This window comes from Kitasatospora cathayae, assembly GCF_027627435.1.
Classification (GTDB): domain Bacteria; phylum Actinomycetota; class Actinomycetes; order Streptomycetales; family Streptomycetaceae; genus Kitasatospora; species Kitasatospora cathayae.
Genome location: NZ_CP115450.1, coordinates 902,562 through 925,410, shown reverse-complemented (window position 1 = coordinate 925,410; position 22,849 = coordinate 902,562). Strand labels below are relative to the sequence as shown.

21 protein-coding genes are annotated in these 22,849 nt (G+C 71.5%); 19 read left to right on the top strand and 2 right to left on the bottom strand.

Annotated features, from left to right (window positions below):
• Nucleotides 1–6 precede the first annotated feature (6 nt).
• Nucleotides 7–315, bottom strand: coding sequence for a muconolactone Delta-isomerase (locus O1G21_RS04310; protein ID WP_270140906.1), 309 nt, complete (start codon nt 313–315; stop codon nt 7–9).
• 10 nt (nt 316–325) lie between these two features.
• Nucleotides 326–1,366 carry an ankyrin repeat domain-containing protein gene (locus O1G21_RS04305; protein WP_270140905.1) on the bottom strand — a complete coding sequence of 347 codons (1,041 nt, stop codon included), beginning with the start codon at nt 1,364–1,366 and terminating at the stop codon, nt 326–328.
• Nucleotides 1,367–1,603: 237 nt separating this feature from the next.
• Between O1G21_RS04305 and O1G21_RS04300 the strand changes: the two genes are divergently transcribed.
• The 19 genes from O1G21_RS04300 (at nt 1,604) to O1G21_RS04210 (ending at nt 22,674) form a co-directional block, all read left to right on the top strand.
• On the top strand, nt 1,604–2,428 hold the full coding sequence (locus O1G21_RS04300; RefSeq protein WP_270140903.1) for a type 1 glutamine amidotransferase domain-containing protein: 825 nt from the start codon (nt 1,604–1,606) through the stop codon (nt 2,426–2,428).
• 36 nt (nt 2,429–2,464) lie between these two features.
• Nucleotides 2,465–4,090 carry a thiamine pyrophosphate-binding protein gene (locus O1G21_RS04295; RefSeq protein ID WP_270140901.1) on the top strand — a complete coding sequence of 542 codons (1,626 nt, stop codon included), beginning with the start codon at nt 2,465–2,467 and terminating at the stop codon, nt 4,088–4,090.
• Nucleotides 4,091–4,112: 22 nt separating this feature from the next.
• Nucleotides 4,113–4,568, top strand: coding sequence for a nuclear transport factor 2 family protein (locus O1G21_RS04290; protein ID WP_270140899.1), 456 nt, complete (start codon nt 4,113–4,115; stop codon nt 4,566–4,568).
• A gap of 14 nt (nt 4,569–4,582) precedes the next feature.
• Nucleotides 4,583–4,969 carry a nuclear transport factor 2 family protein gene (locus O1G21_RS04285; protein WP_270140898.1) on the top strand — a complete coding sequence of 129 codons (387 nt, stop codon included), beginning with the start codon at nt 4,583–4,585 and terminating at the stop codon, nt 4,967–4,969.
• A complete protein-coding gene (locus O1G21_RS04280; protein WP_270140896.1) occupies nt 4,969–6,519 on the top strand; it encodes a GMC family oxidoreductase in 1,551 nt (516 codons plus the stop codon). The genes O1G21_RS04285 and O1G21_RS04280 overlap by 1 nt, the downstream gene beginning before the upstream one ends.
• On the top strand, nt 6,512–7,105 hold the full coding sequence (locus O1G21_RS04275; protein WP_270140895.1) for a DJ-1/PfpI family protein: 594 nt from the start codon (nt 6,512–6,514) through the stop codon (nt 7,103–7,105). The genes O1G21_RS04280 and O1G21_RS04275 overlap by 8 nt, the downstream gene beginning before the upstream one ends.
• On the top strand, nt 7,105–7,533 hold the full coding sequence (locus O1G21_RS04270) for a VOC family protein (protein WP_270140894.1): 429 nt from the start codon (nt 7,105–7,107) through the stop codon (nt 7,531–7,533). The genes O1G21_RS04275 and O1G21_RS04270 overlap by 1 nt, the downstream gene beginning before the upstream one ends.
• Nucleotides 7,526–9,373 (top strand): AGE family epimerase/isomerase, encoded by a 1,848-nt coding sequence (locus tag O1G21_RS04265; RefSeq protein WP_270140892.1) that lies wholly within the window; start codon nt 7,526–7,528, stop codon nt 9,371–9,373. The genes O1G21_RS04270 and O1G21_RS04265 overlap by 8 nt, the downstream gene beginning before the upstream one ends.
• A complete protein-coding gene (locus O1G21_RS04260; RefSeq protein WP_270140891.1) occupies nt 9,370–9,711 on the top strand; it encodes an STAS domain-containing protein in 342 nt (113 codons plus the stop codon). The genes O1G21_RS04265 and O1G21_RS04260 overlap by 4 nt, the downstream gene beginning before the upstream one ends.
• Complete coding sequence (glgX, locus tag O1G21_RS04255) at nt 9,708–11,786, top strand: glycogen debranching protein GlgX (protein WP_270140890.1); 2,079 nt, start codon at nt 9,708–9,710, stop codon at nt 11,784–11,786. Before O1G21_RS04260 ends, glgX begins: the two co-directional genes overlap by 4 nt.
• Nucleotides 11,787–11,849: 63 nt before the next feature.
• Nucleotides 11,850–12,161 carry an STAS domain-containing protein gene (locus O1G21_RS04250; RefSeq protein ID WP_270140888.1) on the top strand — a complete coding sequence of 104 codons (312 nt, stop codon included), beginning with the start codon at nt 11,850–11,852 and terminating at the stop codon, nt 12,159–12,161.
• 20 nt (nt 12,162–12,181) lie between these two features.
• Nucleotides 12,182–12,598, top strand: a complete 417-nt coding sequence (locus O1G21_RS04245; RefSeq protein ID WP_270140886.1) for an ATP-binding protein — start codon at nt 12,182–12,184, stop codon at nt 12,596–12,598.
• An 8-nt stretch (nt 12,599–12,606) separates the two neighbouring features.
• Nucleotides 12,607–13,821: a PP2C family protein-serine/threonine phosphatase gene (locus O1G21_RS04240; protein ID WP_270140884.1), complete on the top strand. Its 1,215-nt coding sequence runs from the start codon at nt 12,607–12,609 to the stop codon at nt 13,819–13,821.
• 48 nt (nt 13,822–13,869) lie between these two features.
• Nucleotides 13,870–14,619 carry a MinD/ParA family ATP-binding protein gene (locus O1G21_RS04235; RefSeq protein ID WP_270140883.1) on the top strand — a complete coding sequence of 250 codons (750 nt, stop codon included), beginning with the start codon at nt 13,870–13,872 and terminating at the stop codon, nt 14,617–14,619.
• 8 nt (nt 14,620–14,627) lie between these two features.
• Nucleotides 14,628–15,980, top strand: a complete 1,353-nt coding sequence (locus O1G21_RS04230; RefSeq protein ID WP_270140881.1) for a nucleotidyltransferase family protein — start codon at nt 14,628–14,630, stop codon at nt 15,978–15,980.
• Nucleotides 15,980–17,167, top strand: a complete 1,188-nt coding sequence (glgA, locus tag O1G21_RS04225) for a glycogen synthase (RefSeq protein WP_270150766.1) — start codon at nt 15,980–15,982, stop codon at nt 17,165–17,167. The genes O1G21_RS04230 and glgA overlap by 1 nt, the downstream gene beginning before the upstream one ends.
• The gene (locus tag O1G21_RS04220; RefSeq protein ID WP_270140879.1) at nt 17,164–19,218 is read left to right on the top strand and encodes an alpha-1,4-glucan--maltose-1-phosphate maltosyltransferase; all 2,055 of its coding nucleotides are present in this window, start codon (nt 17,164–17,166) and stop codon (nt 19,216–19,218) included. The genes glgA and O1G21_RS04220 overlap by 4 nt, the downstream gene beginning before the upstream one ends.
• Nucleotides 19,215–21,110 (top strand): 1,4-alpha-glucan branching protein GlgB, encoded by a 1,896-nt coding sequence (glgB, locus tag O1G21_RS04215; RefSeq protein ID WP_270140877.1) that lies wholly within the window; start codon nt 19,215–19,217, stop codon nt 21,108–21,110. The genes O1G21_RS04220 and glgB overlap by 4 nt, the downstream gene beginning before the upstream one ends.
• Nucleotides 21,103–22,674: a Na+/H+ antiporter gene (locus tag O1G21_RS04210; RefSeq protein ID WP_270140875.1), complete on the top strand. Its 1,572-nt coding sequence runs from the start codon at nt 21,103–21,105 to the stop codon at nt 22,672–22,674. Before glgB ends, O1G21_RS04210 begins: the two co-directional genes overlap by 8 nt.
• The last annotated feature ends 175 nt before the right edge of the window (nt 22,675–22,849 follow it).

Genomic DNA, 22,849 nt, shown 5'->3' with positions numbered 1-22,849 from the left:
GGCCCGTCAGACCTGGTAGCGCTTCTTGACGTCCTCCGCGAAGCCGAGGTAGTCGCGCAGCGGCCAGACCTCCTCGAACTCCAGGTACTCGCGCATCGGCAGCCGGCCCAGCGCGGTGCGGTCGAGCTCCTCGGCGTCGGGGGAGTCGATGATCGCGATCACCCGCTTCTGCGCGGCGACCTTCCAGATGCCGACGCAGAAACCGGAGTTGATGGTGTCGACGGCGTGCTCGGCCTCCTCCTGCTCGACCTCCCACAGCTCGTCGAGCGAGATCCGGCCCTCGTGCTTCCACTTCATCTGGACGTAGAACAGCATGCTGCGCTCCTCAGCGGTCGTTGGACAGGACGCGGGTCAGCGGGTGCTCGGCGCCGAGGCTCTCGCGGGCGATGTCGGCCGGCAGCTTGCCGTCGTGGCCGACCAGGTCGCGCCGGGCGCCGGCGTCGATCAGGATCCGGGCGCACTCCTCGTAACCGTGCCAGAGCGCGTCGTGCAGCGGCGTGTAGCCGTTGGTGATGCCCTGGAAGTCCAGGTCGGTGCCGGGCGTGGCTGCCAACAGCGCGGTGATCCCGGCGTGGCCGTTGTAGACGGCCTTGTGCAGGGGGACGGCGCCGAAGGTGGGCTCGATGGCGTTGACGTCGGCTCCGGCGGCGAGCAGCGCGCGGGCGATCTCCTGGTGGCCGTCGCGGCAGGCCACCAGCAGCGGGGTGTGCGCGTCGTTGAAGCCGTTGACGACCGGGAAACGGGCGTCCACCTCGGCGCCCTCGGCGAGCAGGCGGCGGACCGCGCCGAGATCGCCGGCGACGACCGCGGCCATCAGCTTCTGCTCCTCGGCCGCCTCCTGGTCCGCGTGCGTGCGGGCGCTCAGCAGGCGCTCGGCCGCCAGCAACTCGTCCTTGCCGCGGGTGTTGACGTTGAGCTCGTACTCGAAGTGCTCGCGCATCGAGAAGCCGTAGTGCGTCGACAGGTTGAGCCCTGCCCCGTGTTCCAGCAGGACGGCTGCCACGGCGGGCCACTTGTACCAGAGCGCGTCCATGAGCGGGGTGTGCCCGGTGGTGGCCGCGACGGCGTCGACGAACGCGCCCGCGTCCAGCAGTACTCGGACGGTCTCCGGGTCGCCGCCCTGGACGGCCTTGTGTAGCGCGGTGCCGCCGCCGCGCGAGTCCGCGGTGTAGAGGTCGGCTCCGGCCTCCAGTAACAGCCGGACCAGTGCGGCGTTCCCGCGGCCCGCGGCGATCATCAGGGCGGTCAGTCCGCTCCTGGCGTCGCGGGTGCCCGGGTCGACGCCGGCGGTCAGCGACCGCCGCACGCCGTCGGCGTCGCTCCGGTCCACGGCCGTGAGGAATTCCTCGGACGGGTTTCTCGTCATTCTCGTATTCGCCTGCCTTCTTCTCTCGCGAGTCGGCGACCGAGAGATTATCCAGGGTCGGGCGGGTCCATGCGGCGACCTGACAAACTCTGCTCCCGGGGCCGGTTCTTGACGCCCCCCGAACGCGACCTCACCAACTCGCGGCAACCTCACAAACTGGATCCGGGCCCTTTGACAGGCACGCCCCCCACCTCCAGTCTCAATGTCGGACAACCGCCGATGAAGGAGGACGGGGAAATGCCCAAGCACATTCTGATAGTTCTCTCGGAATACGGTTACTGGGCCGAGGAACTGGTCGGCCCGCTCAGCGAGTTCGACCAGCGCGGCTACCGCGTCACGTTCGCGACGCCCAACGGCAAGCGGGCTCGCGCGCTGCCGCCGAGCCTCGACGAGGAGTACGTCGACCCGCCGCTCGGCCGCTCGGTGACCACGGCCGAGGTGGCCGCCCTGGGCCGGGCCGTGGACAGCGGCAACCGGCTCGACGACCCGCTCGACCTCAGCGCCTGGATCCCCGAGCGCCCCTACACCAGCTCGCCGGACCACCTGCGCAAGCTGGAGGAGTACCACCGCTCGCTGGAGCGAATCGACGCCGACCTGCGGTCATACGACGCCCTGCTGATCGTCGGCGGCAGCGGCCCGATCGTCGACCTGGCGAACAACGAGCGGGTGCACGACCTGATCCTGGCCTTCCTGCGGGTCGGCAAGCCGATCGGCGCCGAGTGCTACGGCGTCGCCTGCCTCGCCTTCGCCCGTGACTGGGACGACCGGAAGAGCATCATCCGGGGCAAGCACGTCACCGGCCACTGCAAGGAGTACGACTACAAGGACGGCACCGGCTTCCTCGGCACCGACTTCGTGATGGGGCCGCCGCCGTACCCGCTGGAGTACATCCTGCGCGACGCCACGGGGCCCGACGGTGCCTACCACGGGAATTTCGGAAAGCCGTTGTCGGTCATCGTCGACTACCCGTTCGTCACCGGCCGCTCGACGCCGGACTCATTCCTCACCGGCCGGAAGATGGTCGAAATGCTGGAGGACGGCCTCACCAGGTTCGGCTGGTAGGGAATCCGATAGCCGAGGAAGGACAGGAGTAATCCGGTGGCGGGAAAGACGGGAAACGTCAAACTCATCGAGCAGTTCCAGGCCGACGGAATCAGGCTGATGTTCGGGAACCCCGGAACGGTCGAGCAGGGATTCCTGGACGCGGTGGAACACGCCGAGGGATTCCAGTACGTGCTGGCGTTGCAGGAGACCGTGGCAGCCGGCATCGCCGACGGCTACGCCCGGGTGACCGGCGGGCCGGCGGTGCTGCAGCTGCACTCGGGCGTCGGCCTCGGCAACGGGATCGGCATGCTCTACCAGTCGTTGCGCGGGCACACCCCGCTGGTCGTCATCGCCGGCGACGCCGGGGTGCGCTACGACGCCATGGACGCGCAGATGGCGGCCGACCTGGTCGCGATGGCGCGGCCGGTGACGAAGTACGCGACCAGGGTGACCGATCCGCGCTCGCTGCTGCGGGTGGTCCGCCGAGCGGTGAAGATCGCGATGACCGAGCCGCGCGGCCCGGTGTTCGTGGCCGTGCCGATGGACGTCCTCGACGAGCTCAACGACGAGCCCGTCCTGCCCACCTCCCTGCCGGTCACCGCCTCCGCCCCGCCGGCGGAGGCGGTGACACGCGCCGCCGGGCTGCTTGCGGGCGCCGAACGGCCGCTGATCCTGGTCGGCGACGGCGTGGCGGTCGCCGGGGCGCAGGCGGAGCTGGTGAGGGTCGCCGAGAGCCTCGGCGCGGAGGTCTGGTCCGTCGACTCCTCCGAGGTCAACATGCCGGCCTCGCACCCCCTTTCGTGCGGCCAGACCGGCCACATGTTCGGCGAGCGCAGCGCGGCCGTGGTCGCGGAGGCGGACGCCGTGCTGATCGTCGGCACGTACGTCTTCCCCGAGGTCTTCCCGGTGCTCGGCAACCCGTTCCGGGCGGACGCGCGGATCGTGCACATCGACCTCGACGCGTACGAGATCGCCAAGAACCACCCCGTGGACCTGGGGCTGGTGGCCGACCCGAAGCCGGCCCTGGCCGCCTTGGCGGCCGCGCTGTCGGGCCGGATGACGCTACGCCGGAAGCGCGCGGCCGCAGCACGGCTGGCAGCCCGCAGGGCCGAGCAGCGGCGGGCCGCGCCGGGGGACACGACGTTGGAGCGGTTCGTCCAGGAACTCGCCCGGCAGACCGGTGGCGACCTGATCGTCTTCGACGAGGCGCTCACCTCCTCGCCGACCGTGGTCAGGCACCTGCCGCCGGACCGTCCCGGTGACTACTTCCTCACCCGGGGCGGCTCGCTCGGGGTCGGCATTCCCGGGGCGATCGGCGCCAAGCTGGCCCACCCCGACCGCACGGTGGTCGGCTTCACCGGGGACGGCGGTGCGATGTACACCTACCAGGCGCTGTGGACCGCGGCCCGGTACGGCATCGCCGCCAAGTTCGTGGTCTGCAACAACCGCAAGTACCGGCTGCTGGACGACAACATCGCCCAGTACTGGAAGGAGCGGCAGATCCCCGCGCACGCGTTCCCCTCCTCCTTCGACCTCTCCCGACCGGACATCCGCTTCGCCGAGCTGGCCCGCGCCCTGGGCGCCGAGGGCATCCGGGTGGAGAAGCCCGAGGAGGCCGCGGCAGCCGTCGAGCGGATGCTCGCCGCCACCGGGCCCTTCCTGGTCGACGTCCAGGTCTGACGACACTCAAGGAGTCCTCGCGATGCCGGAGTCCGTCTCCGCCCGACCCCTCCTCACCGAGCGGGCCGTCCGCACCCTCGTCGAGCAGTGGTACGCCGCCCTGGACCGCCACGGCGACCCGGAGGAGATGAAGCGGTTCCTGGTCGACGACGGTCTCGAACTGCGCTTCCCCGAGGGTGTCTTCCGCGGCCACGCGGGTTTCGCCGACTGGTACGAGGCCGTCATCCACCGGTTCTTCGACGAGGAGCACACCGTGCTCCGGGTCCGTGCCGCCATCGACGGTGGCGCGGCCGAGGTCCGCGTCAACGTCAACTGGCAGGCCAGGGCGTGGAGAGCACCGGCCGCCGACAGCCACTGGCTGGGCTTCGACGCCGACCAGACCTGGACCGTGGTGGCCGGCGAGGACGGCCGGACCCCGCTGATCAGGACCTACACCTGCAACGCGCTGGAGCCCATGCCCGGCTCCGCCGCCCTTTGACCGGGAGGGAAGCGATGAACGCCCGCGAGGTGCTGGCCAACTACTACGTCCACGCCAACGACGGCGACTGGGACAGCTGGTGCGACCTCTTTGCCGAGGACATGGTGATGGACGAACAGCTCGCCGGCCGCATCGAGGGGCGCGAGAGGCTCCGTTCGATGATGCGGGGCATGGGGGCGATGTACGCCTCCTTCGAGAACCTCCCGCGCTACTTCCTGGTCGACGCCGGCGGTGAGGAGGCGGCCGTGGTGTCCCACATCTCGGCCCGCAGCTCCTCCGGCCGGCCGATCGAGGCGGACGTCATGAACTACTTCCGCATCCACGACGGCCGGATCACCTACATGTCCAACCACCACGACACCCTGCCGTTCCAGGTGCTGTCCCAGAGCTCGGGGCTGTGATGAGGGAGGAGTTCGACTACGTCGTCGTCGGAGCGGGTACGGCCGGCAGCGTCCTGGCCCACCGCCTCACCGAGGACCGGGACGTGCGGGTGCTGGTCCTGGAGGCCGGCGCCGGTCGCATCCCGACCGAGGTGGACGACCCCACCGCCTGGATGCGGTTGCTCGGCAGCCGCATCGACTGGGGCTACCGGAGCACCCCGCAGCCGGGCCTGGACGGCAGGGTGACCCGCGAACCGCGCGGCCGGGCCCCCGGCGGCAGCAGCAACCTCAACCTGATGATGCACGTCCGGGGCCACCCGGCGGACTTCGACCACTGGGCCTACCGGGGTGCGGCGGGCTGGTCGTACCGCGACGTCCGGCCCTACTTCGATCGGATGGAAGCCGACCGGCCGCTCACCCACGCCGGCCTCGGCACGGCCAACCCGGCTTCCCGGGCCTTCGTCGACGCCTGTGCCGAGCTCGGCCACCCGCAGCTCGCGGACTTCGCCGACGGCCCGCGGCACGGCGTCGCCTGGCACCGCCTGGACATCGCCGCCGGCCGGCGGCGGGGCGCGCTCGCCGGGTACCTCGAACCCGCCCTCGGACGGCCCAACCTGACGCTGCGCAGCGACGCCCAGGCACTGCGGCTGGTTCTGGCCGGCGGCCGCTGCGTCGGAGTCGAGTACCTCCAACGCCCGGAGTCGGCCGGCCTCGACGGGCGCGCGGTGCGCGACGTGCACGGCGAGGTGCTCCGTGTCGGTATCCACCAGGCGTTCGCCACGGCCGAGGTGATCCTCGCCGCCGGTGCGATCGAGTCGCCGAAGCTGCTGCTGCTCTCCGGCGTCGGGAACCCCGACCACCTGCGGCAGCTCGGCATCACCGTCAACGCGGCGCTGCCCGGCGTCGGGGAGAACTTCCACAACCACGTGCTGACCGCGGTGATGTCCGAGTCGCGCACCCCCGTCCCGGCAGCCCGGCAAAACCTCTCGGAGGCGGCCCTGTTCCTGGCCTCCGAACCGGGACTGATCGCCCCCGATCTCCAACTCGCCTTCGTGCACGTCCCGTTCGACTCGGCCCTGGGCCGCGAACACCCGGACACGGTGAGCGTCCTGCCCGGTGTCGTCCGGCCCGCCTCCCGCGGCTGGGTCAGACTCGGCCGGGCCGACGCGCTCGCCCGGCCGCTGGTCAACCCGAACTACCTCGGCGACCGCTCCGACCTGGAGCGGCTCGTCCAGGGCGTCAAGCAGGCCAGGGAGGTCATCGGCACCTCCGCCTTCTCGCCCTGGCACAAGCAGGAGCTGTGGCCCGGGCCCGACGTCCGCGACGCCGAGCAGCTGCGCGCCTTCGTCCGGCGCACCGCCGACAGCTACCACCACCACGCCGGCTCCTGCCGGATGGGCACCGACGACCTGTCGGTGGTGGACCCGCGGCTGCGCGTCCACGGGGTCAGCGGGCTGCGCGTCGCGGACGCCGGCGTGATGCCCGCCCTGCCCTCTGCGAACCCCCATGCCGCCGTCGTGATGATCGCCGAACGGGCGGCCGACCTGATCAGGGAAGGAACCCATGGCTGACATCGCCGTCCGGGAAGGGACGCTGACCGGCACCCGCATCGCTGTACTGGTGGAGAGCGACTACTACGAGCCCGAGATCACCTACTACCGGCACCGCTTCGCCGAGGAGGGGGCCGAGGTCGACCTGCTCAGCCGCCTCTGGGGCGAGAGCCAACTCATTTTCACCGGGCACGAGTTCCGCGCCCCGCTCACCGTCACCCGCAGCCTCGAAGGCGCCGACCCGCGCCGCTACGGCGCGATCATCGTGCCCTCCGGCATGGTGGCCGACCGGCTGCGCTACAGCGAGGACGTCAACCGGCTGGCCCCCGCCACCCGCCTGCTGCGCTGGGCGCTCTCCGAACCGGGAGTGGTCAAGGGCATCATCTGCCACGGCATGTGGCTGGCCTCCGCCATCCCGCAGACCGTCAGGGGCCGCAAGGTCGTCTGCCACAACAACCTGATCGGCGACGTGCGGAACATGGGAGCCGAGTACGTGGACCAGGACGTCGTGGTCGACGGGGACCTGGTCACCGCGCGCACCGGCGAGCACCACCACCTCCTCGCCAGGACCGTCATCGACCTCCTCGCCGACCGGAGGAGCCGGTGATGCGCTGGGCCCACGTCGGCCTCAACTGCCGCGACCAGTGCGTGACCGAGGAGTTCTACAGCCGCTGGTTCGGCTTCCGCCGGTCCCGGGCGGTGCCGGTCGGCGACGGGGAGATCCTCTTCCTGCGCAACGGCGACGCCCACCTCGAACTCTTCCCGGCCACGGGCGCCCCGGCCGCCCCGGCCGACGGCCCGGCACAGCCCGGCGCGGTGCGCCACATCGCCTTCCGGACCGACAGCATCGACGCCCTGCTCGCCGCGATGGGCGACGCCGCCGACGTCACGCTCGGCCCGCTGGACTTCGACGAGGTACTGGACGGCTGGCGGACGGTCTGGCTGCGCGACCCGGACGGCGTGGTCGTCGAGGTCAGCCAGGGCTACCGGGACGAGGACGCCATCGAGATCACTGAAAGGGAGCTCCATGTCTGACACGGTGAACTTCACGTTCTCCGACACCGTCGCGGGCTACGTCACCGCCCACGACCGCGACGCCGGGCGCTTCACCCTCCGCACCGCCGACGGCCGGGAGTTCGAGATCTCCACCGCCGGCGAGATCTCGGCGGAACTGCTGCGCAACCTGGACGAGCCGTACGCCGACGCCGGCGGCCACCTCCACACGATGCTGGAGCCCGGACGCTACCTCCACGCCCACGTCGTCTTCTACCCGGAGGGCGGCACGACGCGGATCGAGGCCAAGCGGCTGCTGTTCCCCGGTCGCCGGCCCGGGGCGTACCGCTTCGAGGAGACCGACTGGTGGATCCGCCAGCTGGAGTCCATCGCCGGCTTCTACCGCCGCGCCCAGTTCGGCGACGGCCCGGTCGACTTCACCCGCTACCGCACCCAGCTGCGCCTGGGCGGCGACAAGACCGCCAGCCACATCCAGGAGACCGACACCATTTCCCGCCTGGTGTACGGCATGGCCTCCGCCTTCATGCTCACCGGCGACGACGAGTACCTGGAGGTCGCCGAACGCGGCACCGAGTACCTGCGCGAGCACATGCGCGTCGTGGACCCGGAGGAGGACGTCGTCTACTGGTACCACGGACTCAGCGTGGACGGAGACACCGAGAAGAAGCTCTTCACCTCGGAGTTCTCCGACGACTACGACGCCATCCCGATGTACGAGCAGATCTACGCGCTGGCCGGACCGGTCCAGACCTACCGGGTCACCGGCGACCCGCGGATCAAGTCCGACGCCGACGCCACCCTGCGGCTGTTCGAGAAGTTCTTCCTCGACCGCGAGCAGGGCGGCTACTACTCGCACATCGACCCGATCCTGTTCCGCGCCGACCACGAATCGCTCGGGCCCAACAAGGCACGCAAGAACTGGAACTCCGTCGGTGACCACGCCCCCGCGTACCTGATCAACCTCTACCTTGCCACCGGCGACGAGGCCTACGCCCGGATGCTGGAGTACACCTTCGACACCATCGTGGAGCACTTTCCTGCCGACAAGCACAGCCCGGACCGCAAGAACAGCCCGTTCGTCCAGGAGCGCTTCCACCGCGACTGGTCGCACGACACCACCCACGGGTGGCAGCAGGACCGCGCGGTGGTCGGCCACAACCTGAAGATCGCCTGGAACCTGATGCGCATGCACGCGCTGCGCCCCAACCGGGAGTACCTGGCGACGGCCGCCGAGATCGGCGAGCTGATGCCCGCCGTCGGCAGCGACCGCCAGCGCGGCGGCTGGTACGACGTGGTCGAGCGCGTCCTCGCCGACGGGCAGGAGCACCACCGCTTCGCCTGGCACGACCGCAAGGCCTGGTGGCAGCAGGAACAGGCGATCCTCGCCTACCTGATCCTCCACGGCACCACCGGCGAGGAGCGGTTCCTGCGCGACGCCCGCCACGCCGAGGCCTTCTACAACGCCTACTTCCTCGACCACGACGAGGGCGCCGTCTACTTCAACGTGCTCGCCTCCGGCACGCCCTACCTGCTCGGCACCGAGCGGCTCAAGGGCAGCCACTCGATGAGCATGTACCACTCGGCCGAGCTGTGCTACCTCGCCGCGGTCTACAACAACCTGCTGATCGGCGGCCGTGGCATGGACTTCTGGTTCAAGCCCGACCCGGCGGGCCTCCCGGACGGGCTGCTGAGGGTCTCGCCCGACCTGCTGCCGACCGGCTCGGTGCGGATCGCCGAGGTGGAGCTCGACGGCACGCCGTACCCGGACTACGACGCCGACGCGCTCACCGTCCGCCTGCCGCGCGGGCAGGGCCGGGTGAAGGTCCGCGTCCGCCTCGAACCGGTAGGGAAGGCGTCATGACCGTCTCGGTCCGCTCCCGCGAGCAGGACGGCGTCACCGTCGTCGAGCTCGAAGGAGAGATCACCAGCGTGACCTCGGCCGAACTCCAGGCAGACATCCTGCCGTTGATCGGCGGTACCGCGACCACTGTCATCGACCTCAGCGGGGTGCCGTACATCTCCAGCGCGGGCCTGCGCACCCTCCTGCTGGTGCACCGGCAGGCGCTGCGCCGGCAGACGGCCACCGTCCTGGTCGGGCTCGCGGAGGAGGTGCGGTTCGTGATGGCCGCCACGGGCTTCCTCGACTTCTTCGACGTCCGGGAGAACGCGTCGGCCGTGCTCGGACCGGTCCGCGAATGAGCACCGCCGACCGCATCGACGCCTACCCGACCCGCACCATCGCCGGATTCGGTGTGCGAGCCGGCCATCCGTTGCCCTTCGGCGCCACGCCGGTACCGGGCGGCATCAACTTCTCGGTCTACTCGGACCGGGCCACCCGGATGTGGCTGGTGCTGTTCGAGGCCGGCGCGCCGCAGCCGCTGGCCGAGCTGGAGTTCCCCGCCGAGTTCCGCACCGGCAGCGTCTTCGCGATGACCGTCTTCGGCCTGGACGAGGAGGACCTGGAGTACGGTTTCCGTGCCGAGGGCCCCTTCGACCCCGAGCACGGCGACCGCTTCGACCCGGACCAGGTGCTCACCGACCCGTACGCGCGGCTGATCTCCGGGCGGGACGTGTGGGGCAGCCCGCCGGACCGCGACCGCCCCTGCCCGTACCGCTCCCGGCTGGTGAGGGAGGACTTCGACTGGGGAGACGACGCGCCTCCGCGCACCGCCACCGAGGAGCTGGTGCTCTACGAGCTGCACGTGCGCGGCTTCACCCGGCACCCGTCCTCCCGGGTGTCCGCCCCCGGCACCTTCGCCGGGATGCGCGAGAAGATCCCCTACCTGAGGGACTTGGGCGTCAACTGCGTCGAACTGATGCCGGTGTTCGAGTTCGACGAACACGACAACCCGCGCAGCGACCCGGCCACCGGCACCCCGCTGACGGACTACTGGGGCTACAACACCGTCGGCTTCTTCGCGCCCAAGGCCGGCTACGCGGCCACCGGACGCTTCGGCATGCAGGCCGACGAGTTCAAGACGCTGGTCAAGGAGCTCCACGCGGCCGGCATCGAGGTGATCCTCGACGTGGTCTTCAACCACACCGCCGAGGGCAACGAGCAGGGCCCGACGATCTCCTTCCGGGGCCTGGACAACGCGACCTACTACATGCTGACGCCGGAGGGGCACTACTACAACTTCAGCGGCACCGGGAACACCGTCAACTGCAACCACCCCGTGGTGCGCGACTTCATCCTCGACTGCCTGCGCCACTGGGTGTCCGAGTACCACGTCGACGGCTTCCGCTTCGACCTCGCGGCCATCCTCGACCGGGCACCGGACGGCACCCCGCTGGCCAGCCCGCCGCTGGTGGAGCAGCTCGCCCACGACCCGGTGCTGCGGCACTGCAAGCTGATCGCCGAGGCCTGGGACGCCGCGGGACTGTACGAGGTCGGCAGCTTCCCCGCCTACGGGCGCTGGGCCGAGTGGAACGGCAAGTACCGCGACACCGTGCGCCGGTTCCTCAAGGGGGACGAGGGCACCGTCGGCGAACTGGCCACCCGACTGGTCGGCTCGCCCGACCTCTACCAGGGCCGCGGCACCGCAGCCTCGGTCAACTTCGTCACCGCCCACGACGGCTTCACCCTGCACGACCTGGTCTCGTACGACACCAAGCACAACGAGGCCAACGGCGAGGGCAACGCGGACGGCGCGAACGACAACCACAGCTGGAACTGCGGCATCGAGGGCCCGACCGACGACCCGGAGGTCCTGCGGCTGCGCGGGCGGCAGATGAAGAACGCCCTGGCGATCCTGCTCACCAGCCAGGGCGTGCCGATGCTGCTGGCCGGTGACGAACTGGCCCGCACGCAGGCCGGCAACAACAACACCTACTGCCAGGACAACGAGCTGTCCTGGCTGGACTGGGGCCTGCTGGAGACCAACGCGGACCTGCACCGCTTCGTCCGGGGCCTGATCGCCTTCCGGTACGCCCACCCGCTGCTGCGCGGCGCCGATCACCCGGGCGGCGAGGTCAGCTGGCACGGCGTGCGCGCCTGGCAGCCCGACTGGTCGCCGGACAGCCGACTGCTGGCGGTGCTGCGCAGTGGACACAGTGGGGGCGACGAGCAGATCTACGTCGCGATGAACGCCCACTGGGAGCCGCACGACCTCGAACTGCCGCGGCCGCGCCCCGGCACGGCCTGGCACCTGGTGGCCGACACCGCCGCCACCACCCCGTACGACCTCCATGAGCCGGGCACCGAACCGCCGTTGGAGGAACCGGGGCGCTACCGGATCGCCCCGCGCTCCACCGTCATCCTGCTCGCCCGCTGACACCCGAACGCCGACGCCACCCCAACGACGCCGGCACGCCCCAAAGAACCGGAGATACCGCCCATGGCCCTCACCGTCTCGGTCACCACGTCCACCGACACCGCTACCGTCAGCCTCGTCGGCGAGCTGGACGCCGCGAGCGCGCCCGCCTTCCACGACACCATCGAGCAGGCCGCCGCCGCCGGGGTCACCCATGTCCGCATCGAGGCGAACCGGTTGACCTACATGGCCAGCGCCGGCCTGCGCTCCCTGATGTTCGCTCGCCAGAAGATGGGCGACGACGTCAGCATCACCGTGTCCGGCGCCAGCGCACCGGTGGCCCGCACCATCCGGCAGGCCGGGTTTGACCACAGCGTCACGCTCGTCGACGAGTGAGACCGGAGAGACCCGCGTAGATGGACGCCCTGCGCATCGCTGCGACGCTGATCTCCCTGGACGAGGTCGCGCGCTTCTGCCACGAGCTCGCCGAGCGGGCGGGGCTCGCCCCCGAGACCGCGTACCGGCTCCGGCTCGCCACCGACGAGCTCGCCACCAACGTGGTGATGCACGGCTACCGCGGCGGCGAGGGGGAGTTACGGCTCGCAGGCGGGATGGACGAGGACACCGTCTGGATCCGCTTGGAGGACGACGCCCCACCCTTCGACCCCGCCGCCGGGTGCAAACCCCCGACGCCCGACATCCCGCTGTCGCGGCGACCGATCGGCGGACTGGGGATCCACCTCGCCCTCACCGCGCTGGACGGCTTCAGCCACTGCTACGCCGACGGACACAACCGCAGCACCCTCGTGATGCGGCGGCACCGAACCGAATGAGGAGCCCCATGCCCGACGTGACCGCGCTCTTGGTCGACCAGGAGCGGAACCCGCCCCCCGAACTGCTGGCCGCCCTCGCCCACGAGGACGTCGCCGTCGAGGTACGCACCCCCCGAGAAGCCCTGGAGGGCGAGCCCCCCTGGGCGGAAGTCCTGTTGACCCCGGCGGCGATGCCGCCGCGGGCCGTGCGGGAGATCGGCCGGCGCCTCGCCGAGAGCGGGACCACCCCGATCACGGTGGTGTACGCGGAGGACGGCTTCGACGACATCGAGCAGCACATCAGGCTGGGCCACGACTACATCGTCCCGCCGTTCCTCCCGCCGATGGTGCGGGCCCGGCTGCGCAGCTGCTACGAGCGGGCCAAGCTCGGCCGGGCGATGGAGGAGGTCGAGGCTCAGGCCGAACTCCTCAGCTACGAAAGGGAGCTGAAAATCGGCCGGCAGATCCAGGAGGGTTTCCTGCCCGAGGAGCTGCCGGGCCCCGACGGCTGGGACCTGGATGTTCGCTTCCGGCCGGCCCGGAAGGTCGCGGGCGACTTCTACGACGTGTTCGAGCTGGTCAACCGGCGCCGGCTGGCCCTGGTGGTGGCCGACGTGTGCGACAAGGGCGTGGGAGCGGCGCTGTTCATGGCGCTGATCCGCAGCCTGCTTCGGCACACGGCCGAGCACAGTGGCCTGCAGAGCCCGATGACGACCCACCAGGCCGCCGACCCGGCGCACGTCATCCCGGTGGTCGGGGCCACGCCGCTGATGAACGCCGTGGTCGGCACCAACGGCTACCTCACCCGGAACCACAGCGGTCAGGGCTACTTCGCGACGATGTTCTTCGGCGTCCTCGACCCGGCCACCGGCAGCCTGGTCTACATCAACGGCGGCCACAACCCGCCCATGCTCGTCCCCCGGGAGGGAGGTGATCCGACCCCGCTGGAGCCGACCGGTCCCGCCGTCGGCGTGATCCCGGACTGCGCCTTCTCCCTCGGGTACGCGCAACTCCGGCCGGGCGACACCCTGTTCGTCTACACCGACGGCGTCCCCGAGGCCCGCGACGAGCACGGCGCGTTCTTCGGCGACGAGCGCGTGCTCGACCTGCTGCGCCAGCCCGCGCCGTCCGGACGGGCCCTGCTGGAGCGGATGGAGGCGGCGCTGCGGGAGCACTCGGGCGCCGCCGAGCAGCACGACGACATCACCATGATGGCCGTCCACCGGACCGCCGGACCGGGCTGACCCGGCACGGACACCGCCGGCGGATCCACAGACGATCGGACAGGAGAAATGGCACAGATCATCGCGATGCACTCGCATCGAGGGGGTACCGGAAGATCGACCCTGGCAGCCAACCTGGCCCGGCTGATGGCCGACGACGGCCACCGGGTGGCCCTGGTGGACACCGACATCCAGTCACCCGCCGCGCACGCCCTGTTCGGCGGCGCCGAGGCACCGGCCCGCACCCTCGCCGACTACCTGGTCGGCCGGTGCGAGGTCGAGGACGCTGCCCTCGCGCTGCCCGCCGCACCCGGCGGCGCCGGGTTCTTCCTCGTCCCCGCCCGGGCGGAGGCCTCCGGGATCCACGAGATCATCGCGCAGGGGTACGACGTCGGCCTGCTGCGCGAGGGCTTCGACCGGCTGATCGACGTGCTGCGCCTGGACGTCCTGCTGCTCGACACACACGCGGGCATCAACAACGAGACGGTGACGGCCGTGGCGAGCGCCGACACCCTGGCGGTGGTGACCAGGTCGTGCCACCTGGACCTCGGCGGCGCCGGGGAGACCATCGAGTTCGCCGGCCAGCTCGGCTGCGCGCGGCGCGTGGTGCTGGTGAACATGGTGCCGCCGGGCGTGCCGCCGGAGCTGGCCGCGCAGCGGGCCGAGGCGGCGTACGGATCGCCCGTGGAGGCCGCCTTCCCGTACACGCCGGAGCTGGCGGTCATCGCCGGGAGGCGACTGTTCGTCGACGCTCATCCCGACCACCCACTGATGGAACGTTTCCGCATGATCATCCCTTCCCTGGTACGCCGGAGGTGACGGCAACGATGGAGACCCTGTCCGCGATCGCCCTGGTCGGAGGCCGGGGAGTGCGGGCCCGGCCGCTGACCCTGAACTCCTCCGACTACCTGCGCAGCAAGGCCGCCATGAGCCTGGTCGGCCGCAGCCTGATCGAGTGGGCGGTCGGCAACCTGCGGGCCCAGGGGGTCGACCACTTCTACGTCGCCGCCAACGGCGGGGAGAACCGCGCCCAGACCAAGGCGATCCTGGAACACGGGGAGCAGCTCGGCGTGTCCGTCCGCTACTCCAGGACCCGCTTCGACAGCTGCAACACCGGCTCCGGCGAGGCCACCCTGCGCTGCCTGGAGTACTGGGACCTCGCGGGCCTCGCGCTGGTCTTCCCCTCCGACTCGGTCTTCGACTTCGACCTCGCCGCGATGAGCCGCGCCCACCGGGCGAACGACGCCGTGGTCACCCTCGCCACCGTGCTCCGTCCGGCCGCCGAGGCGGCGGGCAAGTACGGCGTGGTGCTGCGCGGTCCCGATGGTGGGGTGGCGGGCTTCCTGGAGAAGCCGGACCTGGCCACCCTGCGGGCGGCGGGCGCGCTCGACGTCGCGGGCCGGGTCGAGACCAACGCCGGAATGTACCTGGTCGACTGCGACCGGCTGCGGGTGATCGCCCGCGAGCCCGCCCTCGCGGCGCTCGCCCGCCGCAGCCTGGACTGGGGCGGGGATCTGCTGCCGTACCTGGCGGCTCGAGGACACCGGATCGCCTCCCACCCCATCGCCAAGTTCGGCGACCTCGGCAGCCCCCGCGACTACCTCACCACCCTGCGCGAGGTCCTCCGCGACGAGTACCCGATGCTCAGCGGCCGGATCGACCCGCCCGTGAGCGCCCTGGCCGGCGCCCGGATCCACGAGAGCAGCCTGTACCTCAAGGACGAGACCACCGGCCGGACCCTCGTGGAGAAGGTCGCCGACGGCACCGTACGGATCGGCCCGAACGTACGGATCGGCCGGGACGTGGAGATCGGGCCCGGCGTCGTCCTCGCCGAGTCCGACATCGGCGACGGCGTGGACCTCGGCGAGGGCAGCTCGCTGCGCGGCGTCGCCTGCGGCGACCACAGCATCGTCGGCCCCGGCGCCCGGATCTCCGACGCCTTCCTCGGCGCCATGGTCGACATCCGCTCCACCCTCCAACGCCCCGTCGTCCTGGAGGAGTTCTGCGCGCTCGGTGACGAGGTCAGGATCGGGGCGGGCACCCACCTGCGCGGAGTGAGCGTGTTCCCCCGGCTCGACATCGGGAGCGAGGCGCGGATACCCGCCGGTGCCAGCCTCTCGGGGCTCAAGGACCCGCTGCACTGGCTGGGCGGGACGCCCCTGAACGGAAGGGCGGCGTGATGCGCGTCGACCTGCTCACCCGCGAGTACCCGCCACATGTCTACGGCGGCGCCGGTGTCCACGCCCAGCAACTCGCCCGGCAGCTGGCGGAGCTGGTGGACCTTCGGGTCCAGTGCTTCGACGGGCCCCGCCCCTCGTCGCACGTCACCGGCCACCAGGCGCCCGCAGGCCTGGCCGGAGCCAACGGTGCACTCCAGGCTCTCGGCACTGACCTCGCCATGGCCGCGGCCGCCGCCGGAGCCGACGTCGTGCACAGCCACACCTGGTACACCAACCTCGCCGGCCACCTCGCCAAACTGTTGTACGGCGTCCCGCACGTGGTCACCACCCACAGCCTGGAACCGCTGCGCCCCTGGAAGGCCGAACAGCTCGGCGGAGGCTACGCGCTCTCCTCGTTCTGCGAGCGCACCGCCCTCCTCGGCGCCGACCGGGTGATCGCCGTCTCCGGCGCGATGCGCGACGACGTCCTGCGCTGCTACCCGGAGCTCGACCCCGACCGGGTCGTGGTGATCCACAACGGCATCGACACCGAGGAGTTCGCCCCCGACCCCGGCACCGCCGAGCTGCGCCGCCTGGGCGTCCGAACCGACCGCCCCACCGTCGCCTGCGTCGCCCGCCTCACCCGGCAGAAGGGCCTGACGCACTTGCTGCGCGCCGCGCCGCACCTGGCCTCCGGCACCCAGCTGGTCCTGTGCGTCAGTGCCCCCGACACCCCCGAGATAGCTGCGGAGTTCGCCGCGGCGGTCCGCGGGGCACGCGCGCTGGGCGCCGACGTGGTGCACGTCGAGGAGCCCCTGACCCGTGCGGCCGTACGTCAACTGCTCTCGTTTGCCGACGTGTTCGCCTGCCCATCGGTCTACGAGCCGCTGGGAATCGTCAACCTGGAGGCGATGGCCTGCGAGACGCCGGTGGTCGCCACCGCCGTGGGCGGCATCCCGGAGGTGGTCGCCGACGGGGAGACCGGCCTGCTGGTCCCGCTCGGCGGTGACGGCGAGCCCGACGCGCCCGAGATCTTCGCCAAGGAGTTCGCGCTGCGGATCAACGCGTTGCTGGCGGAGCCGGACCGGGCCCGCCGGATGGGCCGGGCCGGGCGCCGCCGGGCGGCCGAGCACTTCTCCTGGACGGCGATCGCCGGACAGGTCCACGACGTCTACCGATCAGTGGGGGAAAGGGCCGAAGTCCGATGACCGTCGAATCGATCCTGCCCGTGAAGGAACTGCGCCCGCACCAACTACCGTCCCCCGTTGGACGGATCCCGATCACCGAGGTGCGACCCTCGGTCGACCAGGGCCGCCGACCCGCGCGGGCGGTGCCGGGCGAGCCCTTCGAGGTGTCCGCCACCGTCTTCCGCGAGGGGCACGAGGAGATCGGCGCCCAGGTGGTGCTCACCGGCCCGGACGGCTTGGAGCGCCCCGGGGCCCTGATGATCGAGAAGGTGCGCGGCACCGACCGCTGGAGCGCCGAGGTCGTCCTCGACCTGCTGGGGGAGTGGACCTTCCGCGTGGAGGCCTGGAGCGACCCGCTGGCCACCTGGCGGCACGCGGCCGAAATCAAGGGCGGGGCAGGCGTGGACGTCGAGCTGACCCTGGAGGAGGGCGCCGCCCTGCTCGCCCGCGCCGCCCTCGGGCCACTCGCCGTCGGGACTCCCGCGCAGACCGTGCTCGCCTGGGCGGCGGCCGTCGTAAGGGACACCGGCCGCCTGGCGGAGGAGCGGCTGACCGTCGCCCTGTCGCCCGAGGTCACCGCCGCGGCCGGGGTCGGACCGCTGCGCGAACTCCTCACCGTCGGACCGGAATTCCCGCTGCGGGTCGAGCGCGAGCGCGCGCTGTACGGCTCCTGGTACGAATTCTTCCCCCGCTCGGAAGGCGCCGTCCTCGACCCGTCCGGCGTACAGCCGCCCCGCTCCGGCACCTTCCGCACCGCGGCGCGCCGGCTGCCCGCCGTCGCCGCGATGGGCTTCCACGTCGTCTACCTCCCGCCGATCCACCCCGTCGGCACCAGCCACCGCAAGGGCCCCGGCAACAGTCTCACCTCCGGTCCGCACGATCCCGGATCGCCGTGGGCCATCGGCTCGCCGGCCGGCGGGCACGACGGCCTGCACCCGGACCTCGGCACCGACGAGGACTTCCGGCACTTCGTGCGGACCGCCCACGACCTCGGCCTGGAGATCGCGCTCGACTTCGCCCTGCAGTGCTCGCCCGACCACCCCTGGGTCCGCGAACACCCCGAGTGGTTCCGCCACCGGGCCGACGGCAGCATCGCCCACGCCGAGAACCCGCCCAAGAAGTACCAGGACATCCACCCGATCGACTTCGACGCCGACCCGGACGGCATCCACGACGCCTGCCTGCGGGTGCTCCACCACTGGATGGACCGGGGCGTGCGGATCTTCCGGGTCGACAACCCGCACACCAAACCGCTCGGCTTCTGGGAGCGCCTGCTCGCCGACGTCCATACGACCGATCCGGACGTCCTGTTCCTCTCCGAGGCGTTCACCCGCCCGGCGATGCTGCACGCCCTGGCCCGGATCGGCTTCCACCAGTCCTACACCTACTTCACCTGGCGCAACACCCGCGAGGAGATCGAGTCCTACCTCCGTGAACTGGCCGGACTCGGTGGCGAGGAGTCGGCCGCCTACCTGCGGCCCAACCTCTTCGTCAACACTCCCGACATCCTTCCGCGCTACCTCCAGCACGGTGGACGCGCCGCCTTCGCGGTGCGGGCGGTGCTGGCCGCGACCGCAGGCCCCTCCTGGGGCGTCTATGCCGGCTACGAGCTGTGCGAGGCAGCCGCGGCCGCGCCCGGCGGCGAGGAGTACGCAGACTCCGAGAAGTACCAGTACCGGCCGCGCGACTGGGACGCCAGAGAAGGGCGCTCCCTCGCCCCGCTGATCACGGCCCTCAATCGGATCCGCGAGCAGCACCCCGCCCTGCACCACCTGCGCAACCTGCGCTTCCACTCCTGCGACAACCGGCAGATCCTCACCTACTCCAAGCGGCTCGGTGAGGACACCGTCCTGGTGGTGCTCAACCTCGACCCGCACCGCGCCCAGCAGGGCACCCTCACCCTCGACCTCGCCGAACTCGGGCTGCAGCCGGGCGCGGCCTTCGACGTCCACGACGAGCTCGGCGGGGCCGACTACCGCTGGGGCGGCGAGAACGGCGTCCGGCTCGACCCGCTCACCGAGCAGGTCGCGCATGTCTTCACCATCCGACCCCTGACGAGGACTTCACGGTGACCTCAGTGACCTCACTCCTCGATCCGCTTCCGCCGACGCTCGGAGAGCTCGACCTCCACCTGATCGGCGAGGGGCGCCACGAGCGGCTCTGGCAGGTGCTGGGAGCCCACCCCCGTGCCGACGGCACCGACTTCGCCGTCTGGGCCCCGGCGGCCGGCGCGGTACGGGTGATCGGCGACTTCAACGGCTGGCACGGCGCCGGGCACGAGATGCTGCCGCTCGGCTCCTCCGGAATCTGGCAGTTGTCCGTGCCCGGGGCGGGCGAAGGCGCCCTGTACAAGTACGAGATCCTCGGCGCGGACGGCACCTGGCAGCAGAAAGCGGACCCGTTCGCCTTCTCCGCCGAGCGCCCGCCGGGGACGGCGTCCAGGATCTACACCTCCTGGCACCGCTGGAGCGACGCCGCGTGGATGGCCGCCCGGTCGGCGCGCCCGGCGCGGATGAGCGTCTACGAAGTCCACCTCGGCTCCTGGCGCGGTGGTCTGACGTACCGGCAACTTGCCGATGAACTGCCCTCCTACGTCAAGGACCTGGGATTCACCCACGTCGAGTTCCTGCCGGTCGCCGAGCACCCCTTCGGCGGCTCGTGGGGGTACCAGGTCACCTCGTACTTCGCACCGACCGCCCGGCTCGGCACCCCGGACGACTTCCGGCACCTGGTCGACGCCCTCCACCGGGCCGGCATAGGAGTGATCGTCGACTGGGTGCCCGCGCACTTCCCCAAGGACGGCTGGGCGTTGGCCCGCTTCGACGGCACCCCCTGCTACGAGCACCCCGACCCGCAACAGGGCGAACATCCAGACTGGGGCACCCTGGTCTTCGACTACGGCCGCCCCGAGGCGCGCAACTTCCTGATCGCCAACGCGCTGTACTGGTGCGAGGAGTTCCACGTCGACGGCCTGCGGGTGGACGCGGTGGCCTCCCTGCTCTACCTCGACTACTCGCGCGGACCCGGCCGGTGGACACCCAACGTCCACGGCGGCCGCGAGAACCTGGAAGCGGTCGCCTTCCTACGGGAGCTCAACACCACCCTCCACCGCCGCTTCCCCGGGGTGGTCACCGTCGCCGAGGAGTCCACCGCCTGGAAGGGCGTCACCCGGCCCGTCGAGGCCGGCGGGCTCGGCTTCGACGTGAAGTGGAACATGGGCTGGATGCACGACACCCTGGACTACGTCCGCCAGGACCCGGTGCACCGGCGCCACCACCACACCGGCATGACCTTCCCGATGATGTACGCCCACGCGGAGACCTACCTGCTGCCCATCAGCCACGACGAGGTCGTCCACGGCAAGGGCTCGCTGCTCGGCAAGGTGCCCGGCGACCGGTGGCAGCGGTTCGCCTCCGTGCGCGCCTACCTGGCCTTCATGTGGGCCCATCCCGGCAGTCAACTCCTCTTCATGGGCCAGGAGTTCGCCCAGCCGTCCGAGTGGTGGCACGACGGCTCGCTGGACTGGCCGCTGCTCGACACCCCCGAGCACCGGGGCGTGCGCGACCTGGTCCGCGACCTCAACCGGCTCCAGCACGCCGTCCCCGCGCTCTGGCAGCGCGACGGCGAACCCGACGGCTTCCGCTGGATCGACGCCGACGACGCGGACGAGAACGTCCTCTCCTTCATTCGCTACGACGACGACGGCGAACCCCTGGTCTGCGTGTACAACTTCTCGCCGGTGGTCCGCGGTCCGTTCCGCCTGGCCTTCCCCCGGGCCGGCGGCTGGCGCGAGGTGCTCAACACCGACGCCGACCGCTACGGCGGCAGCGGCGTCGGCAACCTCGGCGCCGTCACGGCCGAGGCACGCCGCTGGCAAGGCCTGCCGGCCAGTGCCGACGTCGTACTGCCACCGCTCGGCGCGCTCTGGCTGCTCCCGCGGGACGGCGAGGCCGGGTGTGGCTGAGATCCTGCTCCTGGTCGTCGGCGCGACCCTGGTCTCCGCGGCCGCCCACCGCGCCGGTGCCTCCCCGCCGATCGCGGCGGTCGTCGCCGGGCTGCTGGTCTCGTTCGTCCCCGGCGTCCCCGACTACCACCTCGACCCGGACCTGGCGCTGATCGTCTTTGTGCCCCCGCTGGTGTACTCCGACGCGGTGGAGAGCTCCTACCTGAACCTGCGGGCCAACGCCCGCCCGATCGGCCTGCTCTCCGTCGGGCTCGTCCTGTTCACCACGGCGGTCGTCGGCCTCGCGGCGCACGCCGTCGTCCCCGGGATGCCGTGGGCGGCCGCCTTCGTCCTGGGTGCGATCCTCGCCCCCACCGACGCGGTCGCCGCGGTGTCGATCGCCCGACGGCTCGGACTACCGCGACGCATCGTCACCATCCTGGTGGCCGAGAGCATCGTCAACGACGCCACCGGCATGACCGTCTTCCGGCTCACCCTGGCGGTAGCCCTGGGCGGCACCACCACGTTCCTCGACGGCGCGGCCGAGTTCGCGTACACCTCCCTGGCCGGCGTAGCGGTGGGCCTGGCCCTGGCACTGCCGGTCCGTCGGCTGCGCGGCTGGCTGGCCGACGCCGTCACGGAGAACGCCGTGATGCTGCTCGTGCCGTTCGGAGCCTACGCGGCCGCCGAGTCCTTCCACGCCTCCGGAGTGCTGGCCGTGCTCGCCGCCGGGCTGTACCTCGGGCACCACTTCGCCGGAGCCTCGCACGAGGCCAGGTTGCAGGAGAAGGCCACCTGGCGGCTGGCCACCTGCGTGCTGGAGGCGGTGTCCTTCGCGCTGATCGGCCTCCAACTGCGCCCGGTGCTCCGCGCCCTGCACACCACCGACCCGGCGGCGCTGGGCCGTGCCGCGGCCGTGGTGTTCGCCGCCATGCTGCTGGCCAGGGCCGTCTGGATCTTCCCCGCCACCTACCTGCCCCGTCGGCTGTCGGCGCGGCTGCGCGCACGCGACCCGGCGCCTCCGTGGCAGCACCCCGCCGCGATCTGCTGGGCCGGCACCCGCGGCGTGGTCTCGCTGGCCGCGGCGTTCGCCGTACCGCCCGACATGCCGGACCGGGACCTGGTGCTCTTCCTCGCCTTCTCGGCGGTGCTCGGCACCCTGCTGGTCCAGGGCCTCGGGTTCCCCGCGGTGGCGCGCCGGCTGCGCCTGCGGGACGAGGGACAGGCGCGCGAGGACGACCTCGCCGAGGCGATGGCACAGGAGGTGGCGGTCCGGGCGGCCTTGGCACGGGTGGAGGCGAGGGCCACCAGCGGTCAGGAGGAGGTGCCCGGTCATGTGCTCGACCGCCTGCGGGACCTCGCCGAGCACCGGTGCTCCACCGCCTGGGAGCGGATCCGGGCGGACGGCGCCCGGGTACGGGCCGAGCCGCCGACCGCCGCTTACCGGCGGCTGAGGCGGGAGATGCTCGCCCACGAGCGCAGCGTCTTCGTCCGGCTCTGCCGGGAGGGCCGGATCCATGACGAGGTGCTGCGGCGGGTGATGCACGAGCTCGATCTGGAGGAGGCGGCACTAGCGCGGACCTGACCGGAGAATGGTCCGTACGCTGTGCCAACAATTCCCGGGGCGGTTGCTTTCCCGGTGGGGGCTTGATCCATGCGCACCGCATATGGAACTCGCTAAACCGTCGCCGTCCGGTTCTGTCGGACCCGGTTCTCTGCTCTAATGGGCGCTCGAGCTCAGCAGTGCAGACGGCTTTTCG